The 20442-nt window shown below is 42.0% G+C and carries 15 protein-coding genes; 1 reads left to right on the top strand and 14 read right to left on the bottom strand.

All coding sequences use genetic code 11. The features are described 5' to 3' along the window. Positions 1-3 precede the first annotated feature (3 nt). The 6 genes from TOL2_RS06965 to TOL2_RS06940 all read right to left on the bottom strand — a co-directional run bounded on the left by TOL2_RS06965 (position 4) and on the right by TOL2_RS06940 (position 5509). Positions 4-1407, bottom strand: coding sequence for a reductive dehalogenase (locus TOL2_RS06965; RefSeq protein WP_014956802.1), 1404 nt, complete (start codon positions 1405-1407; stop codon positions 4-6). Between the two features lie 236 nt (positions 1408-1643). Continuing rightward, the gene (locus TOL2_RS06960; protein ID WP_014956801.1) at positions 1644-1865 is read right to left on the bottom strand and encodes a hypothetical protein; all 222 of its coding nucleotides are present in this window, start codon (positions 1863-1865) and stop codon (positions 1644-1646) included. Between the two features lie 27 nt (positions 1866-1892). Next, positions 1893-3812, bottom strand: coding sequence for a 4Fe-4S dicluster domain-containing protein (locus TOL2_RS06955; RefSeq protein ID WP_014956800.1), 1920 nt, complete (start codon positions 3810-3812; stop codon positions 1893-1895). A gap of 123 nt (positions 3813-3935) precedes the next feature. Beyond that, positions 3936-4304 carry a hypothetical protein gene (locus TOL2_RS06950; protein ID WP_014956799.1) on the bottom strand — a complete coding sequence of 123 codons (369 nt, stop codon included), beginning with the start codon at positions 4302-4304 and terminating at the stop codon, positions 3936-3938. Between the two features lie 65 nt (positions 4305-4369). Further along, positions 4370-5008 (bottom strand): sulfite exporter TauE/SafE family protein, encoded by a 639-nt coding sequence (locus TOL2_RS06945; protein WP_083863505.1) that lies wholly within the window; start codon positions 5006-5008, stop codon positions 4370-4372. A 6-nt stretch (positions 5009-5014) separates the two neighbouring features. After that, on the bottom strand, positions 5015-5509 hold the full coding sequence (locus TOL2_RS06940) for a metal-sulfur cluster assembly factor (protein WP_051012303.1): 495 nt from the start codon (positions 5507-5509) through the stop codon (positions 5015-5017). 342 nt (positions 5510-5851) lie between these two features. Between TOL2_RS06940 and TOL2_RS06935 the strand changes: the two genes are divergently transcribed. Continuing rightward, entirely contained in the window at positions 5852-7522 is a 1671-nt protein-coding gene (locus TOL2_RS06935) for a sigma-54 interaction domain-containing protein (RefSeq protein WP_014956796.1), read from the top strand. Between the two features lie 108 nt (positions 7523-7630). On the opposite strand, the gene TOL2_RS06930 is transcribed toward TOL2_RS06935, so the two are convergent. The 8 genes from TOL2_RS06930 to TOL2_RS06895 form a co-directional block, all read right to left on the bottom strand. After that, the gene (locus TOL2_RS06930) at positions 7631-10078 is read right to left on the bottom strand and encodes a hypothetical protein (protein WP_014956795.1); all 2448 of its coding nucleotides are present in this window, start codon (positions 10076-10078) and stop codon (positions 7631-7633) included. Then, on the bottom strand, positions 10075-14625 hold the full coding sequence (locus tag TOL2_RS06925) for a UbiA prenyltransferase family protein (protein WP_014956794.1): 4551 nt from the start codon (positions 14623-14625) through the stop codon (positions 10075-10077). The genes TOL2_RS06930 and TOL2_RS06925 overlap by 4 nt, the downstream gene beginning before the upstream one ends. Before the next feature lie 72 nt (positions 14626-14697). Beyond that, positions 14698-15999, bottom strand: coding sequence for a tetratricopeptide repeat protein (locus TOL2_RS06920; protein ID WP_232508086.1), 1302 nt, complete (start codon positions 15997-15999; stop codon positions 14698-14700). Positions 16000-16217: 218 nt separating this feature from the next. After that, on the bottom strand, positions 16218-17549 hold the full coding sequence (gene creD, locus TOL2_RS06915; protein ID WP_014956792.1) for a cell envelope integrity protein CreD: 1332 nt from the start codon (positions 17547-17549) through the stop codon (positions 16218-16220). 222 nt (positions 17550-17771) lie between these two features. Continuing rightward, a complete protein-coding gene (locus tag TOL2_RS06910) occupies positions 17772-18194 on the bottom strand; it encodes a virulence RhuM family protein (RefSeq protein WP_014956791.1) in 423 nt (140 codons plus the stop codon). After that, positions 18191-18415: a restriction endonuclease subunit S domain-containing protein gene (locus TOL2_RS06905; protein WP_014956790.1), complete on the bottom strand. Its 225-nt coding sequence runs from the start codon at positions 18413-18415 to the stop codon at positions 18191-18193. The genes TOL2_RS06910 and TOL2_RS06905 overlap by 4 nt, the downstream gene beginning before the upstream one ends. 99 nt (positions 18416-18514) lie before the next feature. Beyond that, positions 18515-19834: a type II toxin-antitoxin system HipA family toxin gene (locus tag TOL2_RS06900; RefSeq protein ID WP_014956789.1), complete on the bottom strand. Its 1320-nt coding sequence runs from the start codon at positions 19832-19834 to the stop codon at positions 18515-18517. After that, positions 19828-20166, bottom strand: coding sequence for a helix-turn-helix transcriptional regulator (locus TOL2_RS06895; RefSeq protein ID WP_014956788.1), 339 nt, complete (start codon positions 20164-20166; stop codon positions 19828-19830). The genes TOL2_RS06900 and TOL2_RS06895 overlap by 7 nt, the downstream gene beginning before the upstream one ends. Positions 20167-20442 lie beyond the last annotated feature (276 nt).

Below are 20442 nucleotides of genomic sequence, written 5' to 3'. Positions count from 1 at the left end.
AATTCAACCCTGATTCAATTGTTCAAGAAATTTGGGATCAGGCGCAGCCATTTGACCGTATCCCAGAAGATCGTCTATTTTTACCATCAGCCAGTTGGTCAGCCTGGATCTTTTTGAAACCATAAAGTTTGCTGCGTCATGCAGTATATTATCGGGTTTGTTATAAGGACATGACCCGATGCAGGCCAGGCATTTTGGATTGGAAACCAGGTAGTCGCCGCATCTTTTCCCGTCAACAGACCATTTCAAAGCGCCTCTGACCCAATTTGGAGAACCAAAAGGGATGGCTTTTACAGGGCAATAATCAGCACATTTTTTACAGGTATTGCAGAACTCTTTGATACCAAGCCTGATTGGCCGGTCAAACACAAGGGGCAGATCAGTTGTAACAACGGCAAACGACCCCCTGGGCCCCATTTCTTTGTTAATGATCATGCCGTTTCGCGCCAGCTCTCCAAGCCCTGCCTTTATGGCAAGGGGAATGATCTGAACCTCGCTCCACCTGGTATAATGGGCTCTTGCCGAATACCCCATCCCCCGGATAAACCTTGCCAGTTCAACTGCGGTTTTTCCGCCTTCGGAAAAAAATCTCATGGCTTGTTTCAACTCTTCCAGATCTTTGTCTGATATCTTTTCTGCCGACTTAACCACCCGGCCGGACAGGGCTGCAGCAAGTTCCTCTGGAATGGAAGAATACATCTCTTCCCAGGGAAGAGGAGCTGTCGGGCTGGCCAGTGTATATTTAAGATCCTTTCCCACGACAATTGCATTGGGATGAGAAAGCCTGATGGGATTGCCTGCATGATCATTTGTAAACACATAGGTTGAATCAAGTTCAGTAACGCCCACCACCCTTGCACCCAGTGCTTTTGCCTGATCCTTGATATGATCTGTCAGGACTTGGGGATTTGTTACCTCTATTCTGGGGGATGCAGGTGTTCCATCCCTGTGTACTTTATAAGAAACTTTTCCCACACAGATATCATAGATGGAAAGAGTCAACTGATCTGTTGGAACCGCATCGTTCATATCAGTATACAGCTCCGCCCCCGGCTGTTCCCTTGCATCATACCGCTGCTGTTCCCCCTTGATATCAGTTGAGCCAAGAACGTCTGAACGGCTGCTTTGCTCGGTCGGAACAAAAAGGGCCAGAGTAAACAGGCCGGCAGCACACAGGGCCGCAATGATCTGTTTTTTTGCTTTTTTGTTTTCAAAACAGCCCTTGCTTTTTAATTTTACAAAGAAAAAAGTGACGCCCGACATAAAGATGAATGCACTCAAACTGATAATCAGCCCCCTGCCCATTTTTTCCGAAAAAAGTATGGTGCTGAGAACAAACAGCAAGGCATCCAGGGTGATAAGAAACAGAAGGCTTGATATCTCAAACCATTTCCATCCCGATTTCATATTACAATCCTTTACTGATCAGTATAGTTAGAAAAATCACTGCATAACCGCCTGTTTTCGTAAAATATACTGAAGTATAAAAATATTTGCGTATCATAAATGATCCATGGTATTTTAAAAAGCTCCCCGGGTTTGGAAACTGCAACACAAGCGTATGCAGGACTTTTTTGCAACGCTTTTTTGCACGGTCGCGGGTGCCCTTCTCGGGGAGCTTTTAATCATGAGTTTTTACATAATTATTCTTTTGGCTTGAAAAAAACCATGGTCACAAAGCCCGGAGCCGTGAAGATCAGAAACATGGCAATAAACCGCCATCCCGCCCTGAGACTTCCCACTTCAATGCCGTCATAAAAACCCCACAATCCGAACAGGAGCATTCCGATCACCACTGACCAGCCCCACATCTCAATCCATGTGAGGCTGAGTGACAACTCTTTTGAACCTATTTTTAAAGACATAAACAACTCCTTTATCAATTTTTCTTATTACAGAGCCCAGTCATCCGCAGCCTTTTCATAGGACCAGGTGCCTTTTTCATATTTTGACCGCCTCGGATAAACATCTTCGTCTTTTTTATACCATCCGCCGGAAAAGGCCTTTCCTTCCTTGAGCATGGCATCGGCTTCCTCTTTGGTCAGCACTTTTCCAATGGCCTTGACATCCTTGTCAAGCTCCCCTTTGGGGTTGTCCCAATGCACATTTTTGCTTCTTCCGTTTTCATCAAGTAAACGGGCTGGAATTTCACCCCATTGAATGCCTTTGTAAGTCACGCCTACCTTACCCATTTTGGCACCTACACCCGTTGCCCACTCTTCATCCGGGCTTCTGTCTTCTTCCGTATAGATGTAACGTCCGACTTTTCGGGGAAATTCGGTTTTAAATCCCGGATTTTCAAGTATCCACCGTGCAGGACGGTTTACTCCGAATTGTTTTGATTCCGTGCCGTATTGATAGTCGAGCCAGTCTTCAAGGCCCACACCATTGACGTTTCCGAAAAGAAAGGGTGCAAGATACGAATGCTTGAGCATGTAATTGCCCATAAGATGGAAAGCTGTGGCCGGTTTGTTGTAAGGACAGGATTTCAGGCACTCGTTGCAGCAGTTGCCGTTTAGGTTTCCGGTTCTGAACCGGACACATTTATCCTTGTCCACATGCCACATTTCAATTCCGTTCTCAATGGTTCTTTTTCCCATGGGAATGGCATTCACCGGGCAGGAACGGGCGCACCGGTCACAATGACTGCAAAACCGGGTAACCCCGTAGGACTGGCGGGGAGGATCTACGGCCATGGGAAAATCCGTCAGGATGGTGGCGGATTTAAACCGCAATCCTCCAACAGACGGCACAACAGCATCGCTCAACCGGCCATATTCACCCAGCCCGCAATAAACGGAAAACGGAGTTTCAATGGTTTCATAATTGATACCGCCATGACCAACCCTTGCCGCATATCCCATATCCCTGAGTGTCTGGGCAAGGCGCACGGCAATAAAAGCACTGGTGCTGTATGCCTGGCCGCTTTTTGTGATGCTCCACCAAGACCAGCCCGGATCATTTAAAACTCTTCGCCATCTCTGATCCGTGAAAACCTGGATGCCGTATTTGAGTTCCTCAACTTTTTCAAGGGGCAGAGGGGTGCCCGCTGTCATGATATCATGAGAAAAGAACCATCTCGGGTCGACCCTGCAGATTCCCACATCTTCAGAACCCAGCCACAGTCCGATTTCCTTGACCATGAGAGCGTTTTCTTCAGGCGTGTATTTGGCTGTTTTATAGCCCAGTTTTCCGGCAACATTGCCCAGAAGAACATCTCCTTTGTTCCACCCAATTTTTTTATCCCGGTGGGCGCCTTCAAATGTAGTCCAGGGGTATTTGAGAACCTTTACTGGCTCGCCCTGTACCTGGTCCGGTGCCCGAAGACCGTCCAGCAGCGTAGTGGCACCAAACAATGCCCGTGACAGGGGAAGTGTTGTTGTAAAGCTTGGTTTTTTACCGCCACGTGCCTTGGCAAGGGGTTCAATCATTTCCTTGTCTGTGTAGACATATCCGTGGTTGTTGATCTGAGGCCCTAAAACCCCCATATATGCCCTTCCGAATCCATGGTTCATTTCGCTGAACCGGTGAACCTCGCCCTGGATATACTGAGGTGCTTCAGGTGCGGGAAAAGGAAAGAACATGAAAAATGCGATGATTGTCCAGAAACTCGACATGGAAATAATTCCAATGTTCCGCATTTTTTCAGTAATTTTAAACATCATGCTCCACCAGCCCATGGCAGCGGCAACACACAGCATGATTGCAAAAAGAGCGTTGATGTTCAGCTCAGATGCAAAAAACCATACCAAAGATGCTGCTGCGGCCACCCATAGACCGATCAGTATGTATTTTTTCAGTTTTTCATCCATAAAATTTTTCTCCAAAAATATTTAAGCCAATAATGTTTTGCTGTGCCTGATATTCCATGCACATGTTTTTGTTTGGTTGACCAGACCGTTGCGGGTCATCTCCTCCTTTTTATATTTTTATGATCAGGTGGATATGCGTGCGATGGTTGAAATACCAAGGCCGATGTGACAAAAAACAATACCGGCAAGTTCCGGCCAGGAGGGCTTTATTCCACTGATGATCCACAAAGTGGCAATGGATACCCATGAGGTGGCAAGCCAGATGATGGATATCTCGTAATAAGAAAGATGAAAATGAAATTTTCCGATCTGTACCAGGATGCCGCTCAAAATAAAAATAACAAGTGTAAGCAGAATAATGACGGGTTTGTTCAACAAAATTAACCGCAAATATTCCATAACTCCGTTTGCTTCATTCCATTGAGTGCCGGAAAGTACGGCGGATATTGCCATGAACAGGCAGGCAACAAGATAAAAAGCAGCGATTTCCATTACACTCCTCCTGTGTTTGGTCTTCTGATCGTATGGGATGGGCTGGTTTACTGAACCAAGGGTTTTCATGATATCAGCCTCAAAATTGACAATGCTTTCCAGCAAAAAAAGATACCCACGCCAACCGATGCGGCCCGGCCCAGAAGAATCAATTTCTTTTGACCCGTAAACCTTCCCATAAATCCCATGGGAAGGATGTAAAGAGTGGTGGCCAGAAAAAATGCCAGAAAAAAAAGAATCCCGAACAATGGGTTGGCGGATTTTTGAAGACAATATGAAATTGCCAGAAGAAAAGGCGGACAGACATTAAGGCCGGTTAATATCCCCAACACATAAGGAAAATAAGGCGAACTGCCAATCTTATTGGCCCGCGCGCACATTCCAAAATGGGGAAGTTTGATGCCCATGCCATAGGCTACAAGAAGTATGGACAGCACTATAGTGGCCCATGCACCTATCTTGAATCCATAGACACCCAATACGTCACCCACAAGCCCGATGGCAAGGCCAAAAACAAGGTAAGCCATAAACCTGCCGCCAATGAATTTAAAAAGAAAATTCCAGTTGGATGAGCGTGAAGCGATCTGCCCCCTGGCAAGACTTACGGAAAAAAGTACAGGCACACAGCTGCTGAAGCAGGCAGGGCCCGTGGCAATACCCAGCAAAAAACCGTTTATTGCAGGTTCCAGAGACGGTAACATCATGCATCCTTAATTTTGAAGGTGATCTGGTGCCTGATCGACGCCAATGAGTTGATCTCTTATTTCAGGTGCAAGCCTGTTGATTGTCCATGGAGGATCAAAAGTCAAACTCAGCTTGATGGTTTCAATCTCAGGAATGGCCAGCAATTCCTTTTTAATACTCTGGATAAAGGTCTTGGAAAAAGGACAATTGGGCGTGGTCAATGTCATGATTATATTTACGGCCCTTTTGACAATGCTCATCTCATAAATCAACCCAAGTTCATGGATATTAAGCTGAAGTTCAGGATCTTTAACATTTGCCAGAGCCGAATAGACTTTTTCTTGTGTCAAGGCAGGCAACGCATTCAGCTCGTCGGGATTGCTGTTGTTTGTCCATAAATGTTCGGTTTTAAGGCGCGAAGGCCCTTGTGACTGGAAAAAAACAGCCACTGCCGTTAAAACAAGAAAACCGTACAATAAAATGAGCTTTGATCTGTTGCTCATTGGTTTTTTAAAAAACATGAAGTTGTATCCTTATCAAATTACAAATTACCGTACCGGTGTCTTCCCTGAAGGTTGAACCGGTTTATTTCATTTATCAGACAAGTATTCCGAATTTCAGACTTATTCCGGCCTTTACCCTTATTCCAGGGTACAGCCGCATTCCGGGTTCCATTCTCTGATAAAAAACAATACTCAAATATTGGTCTTAAACAAAAACCATGCCACATCATAAAACAACCATAAGTTAATGAAATGGTAATGTTTTTTTATCCTGCCGGGTCAAGCCTTTTGCCAACTCATTTTCGTGGCCAACGAAAATGAGTTGGAATTTCCTGCTTTTTCGTGGTAGATTATGCACCTATGGAAATTTCACAAAATTATGAGCCGGAATTTGATTCGCTTCAGGATCTCATGTTGCATATGGGAAGAAAGTGTTCGGCAGAAGAGATACCTCATTTGGTTGCAAAAACCTTTGCAGCAAGACCCCATGTAGGGCTTGTCAGAATATGGACAGTGCAGCCGGGCAAGGATTGCAATGCATGCCACAGAAAACATCTGTGCCGGGAAACATCCTGCCTTCACATGGTGGCAAGCGTTACAAAACACAAGGAAAACACCGCATGGAACTGCACCACCGGAGCGGACAGCCGTATTCCAATAGGATTTTCCGAAATAGGCAGTGTGGCCCTGACAGGGGTGGGAATTCGAATTCATAACTTTGATGAAAACCAGAAAAAATTATTTCAGGACATACAGGATACAACCCCGGAAATCGTTGGCGTCGGGATTCAGCCCCTTGCCTTGAAAAATGATATTCTCGGCATCATAGCGGTTTATGCCCTGATTGATCTTAAGCGGGTCAGAAGAGGAGACCGTTGGCTGGGAAATGTTGCCGGATTTGTTGCCTTTGCCCTTTCCAATGCACGGGCGTTTGAAGAAATTGAATCATTAAGAGCCCAGCTTGAATTGGAAAATGAATACCTGAGAAACGAGATTCATCACATCCAGTCACCCGGGGGGATTATCGGAAAAAGCCCTCCTGTAATCAGCATGCTTGACCAGATCGCCCAGGTTGCGCCAACCGAGGCCAGTGTCCTGATTCTCGGAGAATCGGGAACAGGCAAGGAGCTTGTGGCAAGAGAGATCCACAAGCGCAGCCTTCGCAAGAAAAAACCCATGATAAGCGTTAATTGCGCCTCCATTCCAGGAGAACTGTATGAAAGCGAGTTCTTCGGCCACAAAAAAGGGGCGTTTACCGGAGCCATATCTGACAGAGGGGGGAGATTCCAGGCAGCAGACGGAGGAACCCTGTTTTTGGATGAAGTCGGGGAAATACCGCTTTTAATCCAGGGAAAACTGCTTCGAGTTCTTCAAGAAGGCATGTATGAACGTATCGGAGAAGAAAAGACCCGGAAAGTGGATGTCAGAATCATTGCCGCCACCAACAGAAACATTGAACAGGAAATTGCAGCCGGTAATTTTCGGCAGGATTTGTATTACAGGCTCAATGTTTTTCCAATTGAAGTTGTCCCATTGCGCAAACGAAAAAAGGATATCCCCATTCTTGCCAGGCATTTTTTAAAATCCGTGTCAAAAAAAATGAATCATGCCGTGCCACAGCTGACCGATTCAAACATAAGAGAACTCATGGATTACGAGTGGCCAGGAAATGTGCGGGAACTGCAAAATATTATTGAACGAGCCGTTATCACATCACGATCCGGCCGTTTTTTTTTCCATTTGCCAGTGGCATCCACACAGATTGAAACGTCCAAAGAACCGGCTGAAAATCCATGGGATACCACCAAAGAGACTGTAATTTTTACAGAACAGCAGATCAGGGCAAAAACCAGGAAAAACATGATCGCTGCCCTGAAAAAATGCAAAGGAACAATATATGGCGATCATGGTGCGGCAATGCTTCTGGGAATATCTCCCACCACCCTTTCCTCACGAATCAGCCGCATGAAAATAACAAAACAAGAGATATTCAACGAAAAAAAAATCAGCGCAGATATTGATCTGGAATAGATTCCGGTAAAAAATCTGTTTATGACTTACAATCTGTTTATGACTTACAATCTGTTTATGACTTACAATAAGTTGCAATCAGTGATCTCTTCCCATTTACATATGTTCCTATTCCCATGTCTCTAATTCACTTGCAATCTGATGGTATCGGTCAATCACCTGCTGACGTTTCATCTGGAAAAACAGAAAGCTTGCCGTAAACAAAATACCGGCAACCAAAAACAGAATGCCAATGGAAAGCGTAATGTTTTCTGCTGGCTGATTAATAATAATATGGGCAATCACACCAATGGCATTAACAATAAAAAACAGGGTTCCAAGATACAAAAATATCCTGACTTTCAGCGGAATGCCAGCCACAACAAAAAACGAAGACATAAAGGTCGCAATGACCGGATACCAGATAGAACTGCCAAAATCCATAATATTGTAAAAAGAACATGTTCCGCAAAGGATCAGGGAAACAATCAGTCTGAAATTTTTTGTATTTTCTGCCCCCAGTTTATCTTTGAACATCTGAATCAGGATCAGCGCACTATACATGGATGGAAATATATAAAACATAAGGTTTGTACAGTCCTGATTGAAAAAATAGAGCAATAGCGCCATATTAATAAAAATAACCGTATAAATGGAGTGAACATTTTTCCCGGCCTTTGAAAGCCACAGATTTAATGCAGCCATGAGAATGGAAGACAGTTCGGCATGATGAAATGTGCCTGTCAGGTTGCCGGCCCAGAAGAACTGAATCGCCTGAAGATACAGCCAGCCAATGACACCATAGAACAAAATGGTTTTTTGAAAATACCCGGAAAATTCCGGGATCTTTTTTCTGAGAACATCCCGGATGCCTGCAATGATAACGGATATGGCAATAAGAAGGTATCCGTCAACAGGCGAGCCAAAATCCAGGGTTTCCTGAACATCCAGTTTCCAGCGGATCAGCGCCAGGAGTGCCCAGAAAAAGCATTCAGTCTGGATGACAAAACCAAGTTTTTTACGGGTCAATGCATACGCAAGAAAAATACCTGAACTGATCATAAAAACAAAACCCGTGAGCAGAACCGGCATCCAACTGTCCATATACCACTGCAAGTTGAACACTATGCTTGTGATACTGATCCCGGCAGAAATATATGCAAGAATAAAAAGTGCCTGTTGACTGTTATCTTCCCAGTCATTGATGAAATGCAAGTTTAGCCTGACAGCCTGGGTTTTAAAAGTTTTTGTGCGAATGATCAGGTTAAGGCAAAGGGGTGGGAAAAGATTAATTAATGCCCAGTAAAGGAAAAATCCCTGTGTAATTCCCCGGAGCAGACAAATCAGAACAATAAAAGTGATCACCGGCCAGAATGCAAAATGATATGTTCTGGGAACGGCAAAAGGCCGACCGGATAGCATCACCCAGCACATGAAAGGAAACAGAATAAACAGGATGCCCAAAGGATGAAGCAGGTTGAATTGAAAAATTAACAAATAATACAGAACAAACAAAACATTGATAACCGCATTGGAGACAGGATAAAGAAACTGTTTTTTCAAGCGGGAAATTACTGATAATAATATTATGATACCAATGGGAATGCTCCATATCAATCCGTATGATCTGAAATAAAATGTTCCGGCAACAAAAAACAACAGGGCCATTTCAATCATCACCATGGAAATGGTAACTTGCCTGTACCTGTACAACAAACCGCCCGCAGCAAGAATAACAGCAGAAATAATCCTGTGGTCAAGGCCATGATAACCGATAAGCTGCACAATGCAGGCCTGCATAATAAAGGCACTCATGAAATACAAAATAGTGTTGAGTTGTTTGAGGTCGGTTTCGTTTATATTGGTGAATCTGATAAACAAGGCCCTGCCGTTATGCGGAAGGATAAAATATATCTGAACCAGGTGAAGACAAAGAATCGCACACAAAACTTCGGGAAAATAGGGCCAGAAAGGTTTAATCAAATAACCGGATAATAGTATTGAGCCAGTGGTGATCAATAGCGTTCCCAGAATGCTCAAGCCTTTCCAGTCAGAATGTTTGCTCAAGCGCAAAAAACCTGTTCCCATGAGAATCACCACGGGTGAATGGATGTAATAATTTATCCAGTCAAAAGGCTGATCCGGAAATAAAACAGCCTGCAACGGGCGTTGCTGAATGTATAAAAAGGTCCCCATTGCCATAAGAATGCCTGCTGCCAGAGCATCTTCCACTCTTTTGGCCTCCTTTGTTTCAATGCGGAATAAAAAATAAAAACCGGGCAGCGGTATCATATAAAGCACCATATTGGGAAAGGGAAAAAGAAAAAAACAAAATGACCAGAAAGCCATCACCACCGAAATCCTGTAAAGGGACCGTATCAGCGGTGTTACCGCCGTCAGACAGAACCGAAAGAAAAAACAGACAAGCAGAAGGATAACACTGCTGACCACAAACCTGATTTCAAAGGGTTCGGACAGGTGATGGGATTTAAAAAAGTTAACTGTTAACAGGCACATGACAATGATGGACAGGAATACAGCGGTTTTTTCTCTCTGGACAGACAGATGTTTGTTCATATCTCCACCTCCCTTCTTTGTGCTGCGGCCACTTTATTATAAACCAGGAAAACAAAAATTGTGAACATGGCGGATATGCTCAAAAGATGGCTGGTATTTAAATTGTTTTTAATAAAAAAATCATGAAATCCCATTGCAACAAATCCGTTTGCATAGGCGAAAATACCGACTGCCAGATACCCGAGATATGGCTTGTAAAGCCTTCTGTAACAAAACACCATATAGGGGATAAGCAGATATAATAAAACACCGGGCGGTGCTTGAAATAAGCGCATAAACTGGATGAGATGAAAAACAAGGGCGATATGGACAAAGACCTCGGCAGACTTAGCCAGCCGGTTTAGATAATTGATATGAATATCTCCGGTATTGGATTCCATCGGTCTTGTTACCTTATGTTTAATCCCCAGGCACAGCAATGCTTCCAGCAGCGCAAACACCGTGAATCCAAAAATCAATCCCGCTAACGGCTCAAACATCAGGAGAAGTCCTGCATAAACGCACACAAATGCTTTTGCAATATACAAAAAAGCGGTTTTAAAATACCGGTTGCCTGCGTGAATCAAGAAATATCCGGCTATGACAATATAGAGCAGACTGTTCAAAAAAACAGGGCTTAATGATCCATAAAATCCGTAGAAAAACGGCACTGAAACACAAAAACTGAAAACACAGGCCACACCAAATAGCCATGTGTGAAAAACATCTGAATAATATTTGGCAATTTTATTTTTTGATCTTTCAAAGCTGAATCCCGGGATAAAAAATATCAGGCCGGCAAGTATGAGCAGTTTTAGAAAATCAGATCCCGCTTGATATAAAAACATTCCTGATGATTGCTGAACCGCATTTACGATGGCGTCCTGCTCAAACAAAACATATCCAAATGTTATTAATATTATCAGATGAAGCAAAATCAAGTGAGAATATCTTTTGTATTTCCTCACAATGAGCGTTTTGTGCATATATGCGCAAACCATTGTTACAGAGGCAAAAAGCAAATGTTTATTCCAAAAAGATTCAGGTACAAATGCTGTGTAATACACATAAAATAAAAACCCGAGAACTGCACCTGCATGGTTGAAAAATGTATTCATATACACGATGGGGCTTTTCAAAGAGGCCTCATGATCAACTTTGATTTTAACCGTTCGTGACCAGGTGTCATATATAAACAGACATAGGACCAGCCAGAGCGGCTGTAAAATTGCGGGAACATAGGATGAGGCACTGCAGAAAATCAGAATCGCCGGCAAAAAAACAATAAACCCGGTCTGTTTGAAATTGTATTTGATAACAAAATAATAAAACACAAAAGACACAATCAAAAGAGTTAAAACAATTTTAAGCGCAAAGAATGAAAAATGATGAGGCCCGGAATTTAAAAGGGTATAATGAGAACAAACCTTAATACAGGCGATCAGGGCCATGGCCCATCCGGCCAACTCAAAAGGAAAGCTTAAAAATTGTTTGGACCGCAAGGGCAGTTCCCGGTTGAATATCGTATCAAATGATTTGCTTTGCCAGATGCCGTGTTTTTTGAACAAGTGGGAGGCATATAAAAAACCAAGTGAGGCCACGCCTGTTCCCAGGCCGGTTTTCATCTGAATTCCCGTTGCTTTATAAGCTACCATACCAAACACGCAGGACACTGAAAAAATCAGATACACAGGAAGCTGGGACATGGTATTCTTTGCTGACAGGCTCAAAGATACCAGCAAAGAGATAAACGCAAGAACCATGATCATAGTCAAATTTGGGGGCTCAAAATGAAACACCAGGCAGGCAAAGATAAATACCGCCATTGCAATCATGGAAATGATCAGGGATACTGCTGTTTTATAAACATGGGCCAGGGCGTCTTTCAGCTTTATTGATGCCAGGGTCCAGACCAATCCCATAAAAGCAAACGACATCAGGGCCGCATCAAACCGGTGCATAAACAGCAATCCCAAACAGGGTACAATCAGCATGGCCCCCAAATTAAGGAACCATAAGGTTCTTAAATAGTGTTTTGCATAACGGATATAGCCATAAACAAAGACAAAAAAAGACAGAATCATCATGATTAAAAATCCTGCCCACCCGTTAAAGAATTTCAGAAAAAGGGTTGCCGGAAAAGACAAAAGAACCGGAAGAATCAAATACGAAATGGATTGAATCGCTGTTTTTGAATATTTTTTTTCGTACAAAACAGCACATACCAGAGAAACCGCAGCGGAAAGAATCACACCACAGATGAACAACCTGCCTGAGGGCAAAAATACATCTTTGATTTCAAAAACGATTGAAGCAAAAAAGCAAAAAATATGGGCTGTAATAATATTATCCAGCAAGGCTGCTCGAAGATACTTCTTATACAGCAACCATAAAGCCGCACTTAAGAGCAGACAAAAAGGCGTCACTGGCAGAACCGATTTAAAGCTGAGCAGAATACCAAGAACAGACAATACCGATGTCAGGATAAGCTGTTTATAGATTCTTTCCTGTTGCCCGAAAAAAATTATGCCAAGAGCAATCAGCTGAAGAAGAACCGCCATACTGCCTGCATCCGGTATAATTCTGTAGTATACACAGCAGATAAACAGGGTTAACAGGTAATTCACTCCGAAAAGCAGGGTTCTGAACCAGTGCTTTGATTGATCTTTTTTTAAAACAGCATGAATCGTATATCCATATACAAAAAATGTGGCAAACATGATGATCGTGATGGCAGCCGGCAGCATATGGGCACCGGCATACAATGAAAAACCGGGTAAAAATAAAATGGTATTGATGATGATTAAATACAGGCCTGGATTAAACCCGATGGAATCTTTAATCCACCTGCCTATCAGGTCAAACAAGGTGATGGCGTAAAGTATGCCAAGCCCTGTCCCCGCAACAGGGCCAATGGTTTTGTCCAGGTAAAACATGGACAGAGCGATCAGATAATTAAACGGGATGGATAATACGCAAATCGTGGCAAAAAGTGCAGGAGCTTTGGGTGACACACCTTTATGAAGGTTTTTGTAGAAAAAACGGCTGATGTATGCCAGCGCAACAGAGGTAAAATACATGGGCAATGCACCGGTTAAAAGCCGGTAATATTGTCCTTTGTTCCATACCCAGATTGAAATGCAAAGCCAGGCCAGCATGAGCAGGGCAGCTCCAAGAATTCCCAAAAGATTTTCAGACAAAAACGGTTTTAGATATTTATTCCAGGGGCTGTGTTCCTGAACAATTTGATCCTCAAAGGAGGTTTTTTTATCCATGGCCGACAGTTCGTTCATTGCTGACAGGTCATCAATATCCATGTCGGATGATTCATCAGGAATATATGGAACCGTCTCATCCATAATACTTGCAGTGGAAAGAGGTTGTTGTTTTGAGAGATGAGTATTTGACAATGCAGTATCGCAAACAGGATGCAATGGTTTTTGGGCCGGTTTGGAAAGTTTTTGGGCCGGTTTGCAAGACTGTTCTGCCGGCTCCGGCACAAGAATTTCTTTGTCTGATTTGATTTTTTCAAAAACAGTCTTCCACCGACTGCTTATAGGGGTTTCAAGAGATCCTTCAAAATTGATGACATATAAAAATTCATAAACAAATCGATTTTCTTCGATCAGTTTCATAGTTTCTCTGAGACCTTTCAGATCTTTTTCAATCTCAAGATCAGTTCCCAAAAGCCAATCTCTTTGAGACTTTTCCGGGTGGACACCGGTACAGGCCATACACAACTCAAGGTTTTTCTCAACAGGTGCAATTTCAGCAAACTTTTTCAGAAACCGGGCTTTTCCAGGTCCGTCCCATAAAATAAGATAGCTGCAAACATCGATGTTTTTTTTCAAATGACTGGAAACCCAATATTCTTCAAGAAACTGGTATGCATCATGCCCCATTTTTAAGAATGAATCCACAGGCAGATCTCCTGAAAAAATTTTTTCACGGTTTTGTCTGCTCTGCATGGCGGTAAACTGCCTGATCCGGTTGATGTCATCAATTAAATCCGCAGCATTCATGGAGGATACCAGTCCCCTGGTGATCAACTCACGGATGATGGTGTCTGTAAGATCCGGGAACATTGGGGGCCTGAATCCTTTATGGGCATTGCCGAAAAAGTCCCGGCTTAAATGAGTTAAGTATTCATAACTTGATTCAGCAGCATCAAATTCATCAATCATCCGGCTGAATTGTGAAATGACAGATTGCCAGGAGTAAAGCTTGATCGGCACCTGACTTAACCCGTCATGATATTCGGAAAGATCCAGGGGCTTATTTGCGGCGATGGCCTGTTGTCTCAACTGCCCAATGGTTTTTAATCGTTTTTCAACCAGAAGCACATCAAACATGGAAACAGCGTCTTGTCCTGAAAATGTCCTGAATTCTTCCAGCAACACCCGAATGGGTTTGAGTTCAAGTCCGGCAACGGTCTCATTCATCAAGGGATGAATGGTTTTGTTGATCTTTTCGCACAACTCATAAAGGTGAGGCTCTTTTGAAAACTCTGATAAGTATGCCTGCAGCCGTGCAATAATAATAATTTTTTCTTTCTGGGTAAATGCCACTTTTTTAGTTGCTCCTAACCCGGAAATCCGGAAAATTTAATTAAGTATGATATCTCCTGATCTGTTCACCTCTTATTTTTTTTGTGCCACAATCAACAATCCCTTGACCGGATTTCCAGACTGCTTCCTGACATCAGCTTTGTTTATTTCTATTAATTGTAATCCATTCCGATTCAGGCACTCCTGAATATATTTTTGTGAATGTGCATAGCGGCCGCTGGGAAAAAGTTGATACTCAGCACTATCATCTTTCAGGTTCTCTACTGAAAATGCAATTTTCCCTCCGTTAACAAGGTATGAAGATGCGGATCTGATGATCGTATCCAAATTCCCAAAATATACAAACACATCAGAGCTGTATATCAGATCAAATTTTTCAGGGAAAACCCAATCCTGAAGGATGTCAAAAATTTCAAGTCGGTTGTAAATTTTCTTTTCAGATGCCTTTTCAAGCATCTTTGCCGATACATCAACACCTGTCAGACTGTTCGCAAAAGGCTGATAAAGCTGAGCGCCAAGACCTGTGCCGCAGCCAAGGTCCAGAATAGTCATCTGTTCAGTCAAATAGGGGCGCACGATATTAAAAAGGAGTTCAGGGGTTTTATATTCCAGTTCTTCAACCAGGATGGCTTCAAAATTTTGGGCACACTGATCAAAAATACTGCGTACATGTTCTACCGGTGCAGCATCAGGTGTTTCTATGCCCCCGATGCTTTGGAGCATGAATTTTGCTGTTTTATTTTCCGGCTGTATTTTAAGCACCTTGTTGTAGTGTTCTTCAGCTTCTTTTAACTGATCAGACTTTTGAAGAGAAATTCCGAGATTTAAGTGGGGGGATGCATAATCCGGCTGTATTTCAATGGCCTTTTTGTATGAATTCAAAGCATTTTGTGTCAGATTATGCTCATCTTGTGTCACGCCAAGGTTGTTCCAAGCTTCTGCCATTTGTGGAGCAAACCTTACTGCCGCCTGAAAACTGGATAAAGCATCATTTGGCCTCCCTATTTCCCGGTATGCGATACCCAGATTATTCCATACAATACCGGCATTCGGCTGCTGATCCAGCATAACCTTGTAAATAGCTATGGCTCCTTGATGATCATTCTCCAGTTGTTTCAGCCTTGCCAAACTATAGCATGCCGACAAATCAGGAGGGTTGAGATTGGCAGCTTTTTCAAATATTGGTTTTGCCTTATCCGGCCGATCTTGGTCCAGGTATAGTGATCCAAGCGCAGTTAGCGCCTGACCCCAGTCAGGCCTTTTTTTCAATATTTCCTGATAGCCTTTTTCCGCTTCAAAAAGCTTGCCTTCTCTATGGGCTGAATAATATTTTTTAAAAATTTGTTCGAGATCATCTTTTGTGTTCTTTTCCATATGTGAATTCTCTTTTGAATTATGCACAGTCATCTGTTCATTTATCATTTTTTTCAAAGAGTTATACCAAACCGTTTAACCGCCGTGCCCCCCTAAATCACCGAAGAGTCCGGTGTTTTTTGATGGTTTGAATTAACTTTAAATACCCGATAAGGCCGCTACGCTTCTTAGCAGCCCTCCCCACCCCTTTTTTAGATTATTATTGGATTTGATTATTATTAAATTTGATCTTTATCCAAAGAATACCAATCAATTTTTCTTGTTATATACATTATTGTTGTTAATACGACAAATAGTCCAATGCTGCCCATAATTAAGGCAAAGTCTTCTAATTGAAGAACAATGTATAAATATGAATATAGGATTATTAATACGCCGCAGACTGTTAATGTGAAATGATTGTTCTTAATAATCCCTTTAGAATAAGCAGTTATGGTAGTGGTTATTGCAAAAGCCGATAATATATAAGCAATATCAAAATTCAGATGCTCAGAAATTGAAAGCAGCAGAACGTAAAATAATATAACGGCAAGTCCAATTAAAATATACTGAATGGGATGAACTCTCTTTTTGTTGATAATTTCTGACAAGAAAAAAGCTGAAAATGTAAAGACTATAAACATTATTGCATATTTCGATATCCTAATGGATTTTTGATATATGTCCGCAGTAATGAGTAACTTCAAACCAAAAGATGTGTCACTAACTTTATATTGATTGCCTATCCATAATTGAGGAAAATTTCTGTTCAGGTGCAAAACATTCCAGTCAGCGGAAAAGCCTTTGTCTGAAACTTCTCTGTTTGTTGGAAGATAAGCCCCGTTAAAGCTTGGTGACGGCCAATTTGATTTTAGTTTCAAGCTCGTTGTTTCACCTAACGGCACAAATTGAATTACTTCGCTGCCGTTTAAATTGAGTTGAAAGGAAAAGGAGTTGGTGTCTTTAGTTTCTAAAAGAGGAATATAGCAATGAACGCCTGATGATACAATGTCAGTTGTTTTTAATCCTGGATTTGCTTTGTAATTGTCTTGGTTAAAAACTATCTTTATATTGTCTTGAATGCCTCTCATGTCGGTGATACCAATAGAAAAAATTGCTTTTTCCCAAAGTACATTTTCTACGTCAATGTTAGACTGGCTCAATACAGGAATCGTGAAATTACCATTTACTTGGATTTGAGCATTATACAAGACAGCTTCATAAATGCTTCTGTATCTGATTTGCGGATATAGTTTCCCAGAAATATTAAGGTTTTCAGGCAGAATATGAAGATAATGCATGTTGAATTTTATCTTATCTTTTTCGTCTTTATAGAAAGATTTATATGGTATTGTGAAAAACGGTCCGGTAACAATCTGGCTATTTCCCCATTTTTGGTTTATTTCCTGGACAACAGAATCTCTTCTTGATTCCCTCTCTCTCATCATAGATGTTATCATTGATGTTGGAATTAGAAGAATCATGATTAGCAGTCCGATGGAGAATATTTTGATTGTCGCAGAATTTTTAATAAAATCCCCTGTTTTCTTAATAGTTTCTTGTGTTGTCATAGTTTTATTCCTAATCTAATATTAAGCTCACAAGCTTGTCTAAATGCAGCGGGCTGTTAACAGCCCTGCGCTCGCTGTCCTGGTTAACGCTTTAAAAAGTCCCTCTCAATTTTATTCATTGGGGTTGAAATCATTTCTCTAATATCGTATTTTCTGCTGCCCTTATGTATGTATTTGATTGATGTTTCATGCCGTTTGAAATTTATCCATCTACAATTTCTCTCAAGCTTTGCTGCATTGCAGACTTGAATGCAGCATCGCTTGCCGCCAGAAGGATTTAATCCGCTGCTGGTTGATGGTATAGCCCTGGACGAGATAATCCCTAAGCCGTTGCGTGGCCCAGATACGGAACTGCACCCCCCGTTTTGAATTCACCCGATACTCAACTGAAATCACGGCATCCAGATTGTAATGCTTGAGCTTTCGTTTGACCTGTCGTGTGCCTTCCGTGCGAACCACTAAGAAATCCTTAGCAGTTGACTTTTGCTCAAGCTCCCCGGTCTTGTAAATATTTTTCAGATGCATCAGCACATTTTCCGGCGTGGTGTCAAACACCTCACCCATCTGGCGCTGGGTCAGCCAGACCGTCTCTTGTTCAAACCATACATCCACCCGGTAGATCTGTATGCGGCTGTCATCTGTCATAAGCTTATCTCTCTGTCATGCCACGGCCCTTGCTTTTCCTGTTTGTGGCACCTTGATTTTCCGGTCACGGCGGAGTTGATCAGCGTGGCTTTGTATTCCTTGAGTTTTTCAATCATCTGCTCCTGTATGGCAATGGCCTTATCGATTTTGATGAATTGGGCTTGGATGTAAGATACAATGATTTTTTGTTCTTTTTTAGGAGGATAAGGATTTTCCATCATGCCAGATTTATCAAAGTAAAACCTCAACCTCATATCCATTATACCTTTTGAATACCTTTTCATTTCTGGGAAAATATAGACTTGACCTGTCAACCCATTCTAAAATTTTAACCGCAAGTTGCTGCTTATTGATTTGATTAATGATTGTGGAACACCCTGTGCAACGGCCAGGTCATCCCATTGTGAAACATGCTCTATGATTTCTTCAATGATATGATCAATTTTACGTTTGGTAAATATAGGGCTTATTTTTTTCAGGCTATAAAAATCTTTGCGGATAAAATTGTCTCTCTTTCCATTGAGCTTCATCCAATGACTGCTTACCCACGGGCTTCCAGGCTTGTAGCTGTAAGCCAAATCATAGGCTGGTGCCAATTGCCATTTGTTTTGGTTGTCAAGCATGAATCCAAAATTTTTAGAATGGTCGTCATGATTGCGTGCAACAATATTAAAAACCATTCGTTTGAATATTTGTATTGCATCATCCGGAGTTAACTTGAGTTCTCTTGCAAGTGAAAACAATTCTTCATATGAAAACGAGCCGACCTTTTTGTAATCAACATGTGCAATACCGTTTAATGTTTGTACATGTATTTTCCGGTTGCCTTTCCTGTCAAACCGCTGAGTAATGAAATGACGTCGATTCCCTTCGTTGAGCAACCGGCAGGGCATCATGTCTATTCCACAAGCTTTGGCCATGAGATGATAAACATACTCCATTGTGCCGTATCCCAATGGATCACCAAATGTTTCTTTATTTTTATGAATTTCGCTGACACCGTCAAACTTCATCACGCAATGAGTAAAACCTTCAGGCGCATTGGTTTGCCCCGACCTCACCTGAGTAAAATCACTGTTAAATGCAAGCACTGCTTTAGGTCTGGCACCACCGGCACTCGTACCGACAGATAACAGTGCCGTCATAGCTTCTTTATCTTCTTGGCCTTGTGGTCCAAGCGTTACCTGGAATTGTTCCCGTTTGTCCAAGATTTCCTGGGCAATGAAAATTAAAGACTGAATGTCAACATGTTGTGACCTGTTCAGATTTTTCCGCTGGATTGCCGGAGAATAAGTTAATGCTCCCATGCCACGCTTTCCTGTATATTGAAGACGCTGCAATGGGGTGATGTCTGTTGTAGATTTCCCCTGACCGGCTATCCAGGCATTCATCACTGCATTACCAAAATCATCAGGCAAAGAATCTGCAATCATCCCGGGTAATCCTTTGAAAGTTTCGTTATTATTCTCCGGAAACGAATAAATCTTTTTAGACAAAGGCATTTTTACAGGTGAAAGCTCAATACCCGACTTAATAAAGCGAGATTCAAATTCAAATGCGCCAACACCTGTTTTGGTATTAAAACTTATGGCACCGACATCCTGTTCTCTATATTTTACTTTTACGATTTCGATTACCATAAAGATTTATCTTCACTTATTTGGGATTTTCTTTTTTGAGATCTTGAAGCTCGCTGCCGTTTTTTCCCTTTTAGTTTAGCCAACTGTAAAGGAGAGATTTCCTGTACCGGTAAAAACACATTGATTTGCTCAACCATGCCAAGACTTATCAGAATTGCGATCAGGTTTTTTAATTGGACGTTACCTTTCTCAGCATTCAAAATAGTCCTCCTGTTTAAACCGGTTCTTGATGCCAGTTCAGCCTGTGTTAAATCGGCATTCAGCCTGGCTTGTTTTAGTCTCTCCCCTAATTGCCCGGCAATTGCGACTGGCGACATTTTTTCAAACATCATAAAGCTACCTATTGTACACATTAAATGGTTTTATCAAATTAAAGTACCAATTAAGTAACACTATAACCTACTGCTTATTCTAAGACAATACGTTTTTATACAGTACAAATATTGTAACATTAATTGCTTTTAGGCATCAAAGATGCAATTTAACACACATTAACAATGTAATCTGATATCGTAAATTGAAAAATATTATCATTTCTGAACTAGTACGGTATCTATTTTGCTTCGGACATTACATACTTTTCCCTAACCCTTGAGCAAGACCAGGAC

This window comes from Desulfobacula toluolica Tol2 (assembly GCF_000307105.1).
GTDB classification, from domain to species: Bacteria; Desulfobacterota; Desulfobacteria; order Desulfobacterales; family Desulfobacteraceae; genus Desulfobacula; species Desulfobacula toluolica.
This window is presented reverse-complemented; position numbering and strand designations above follow the sequence as displayed.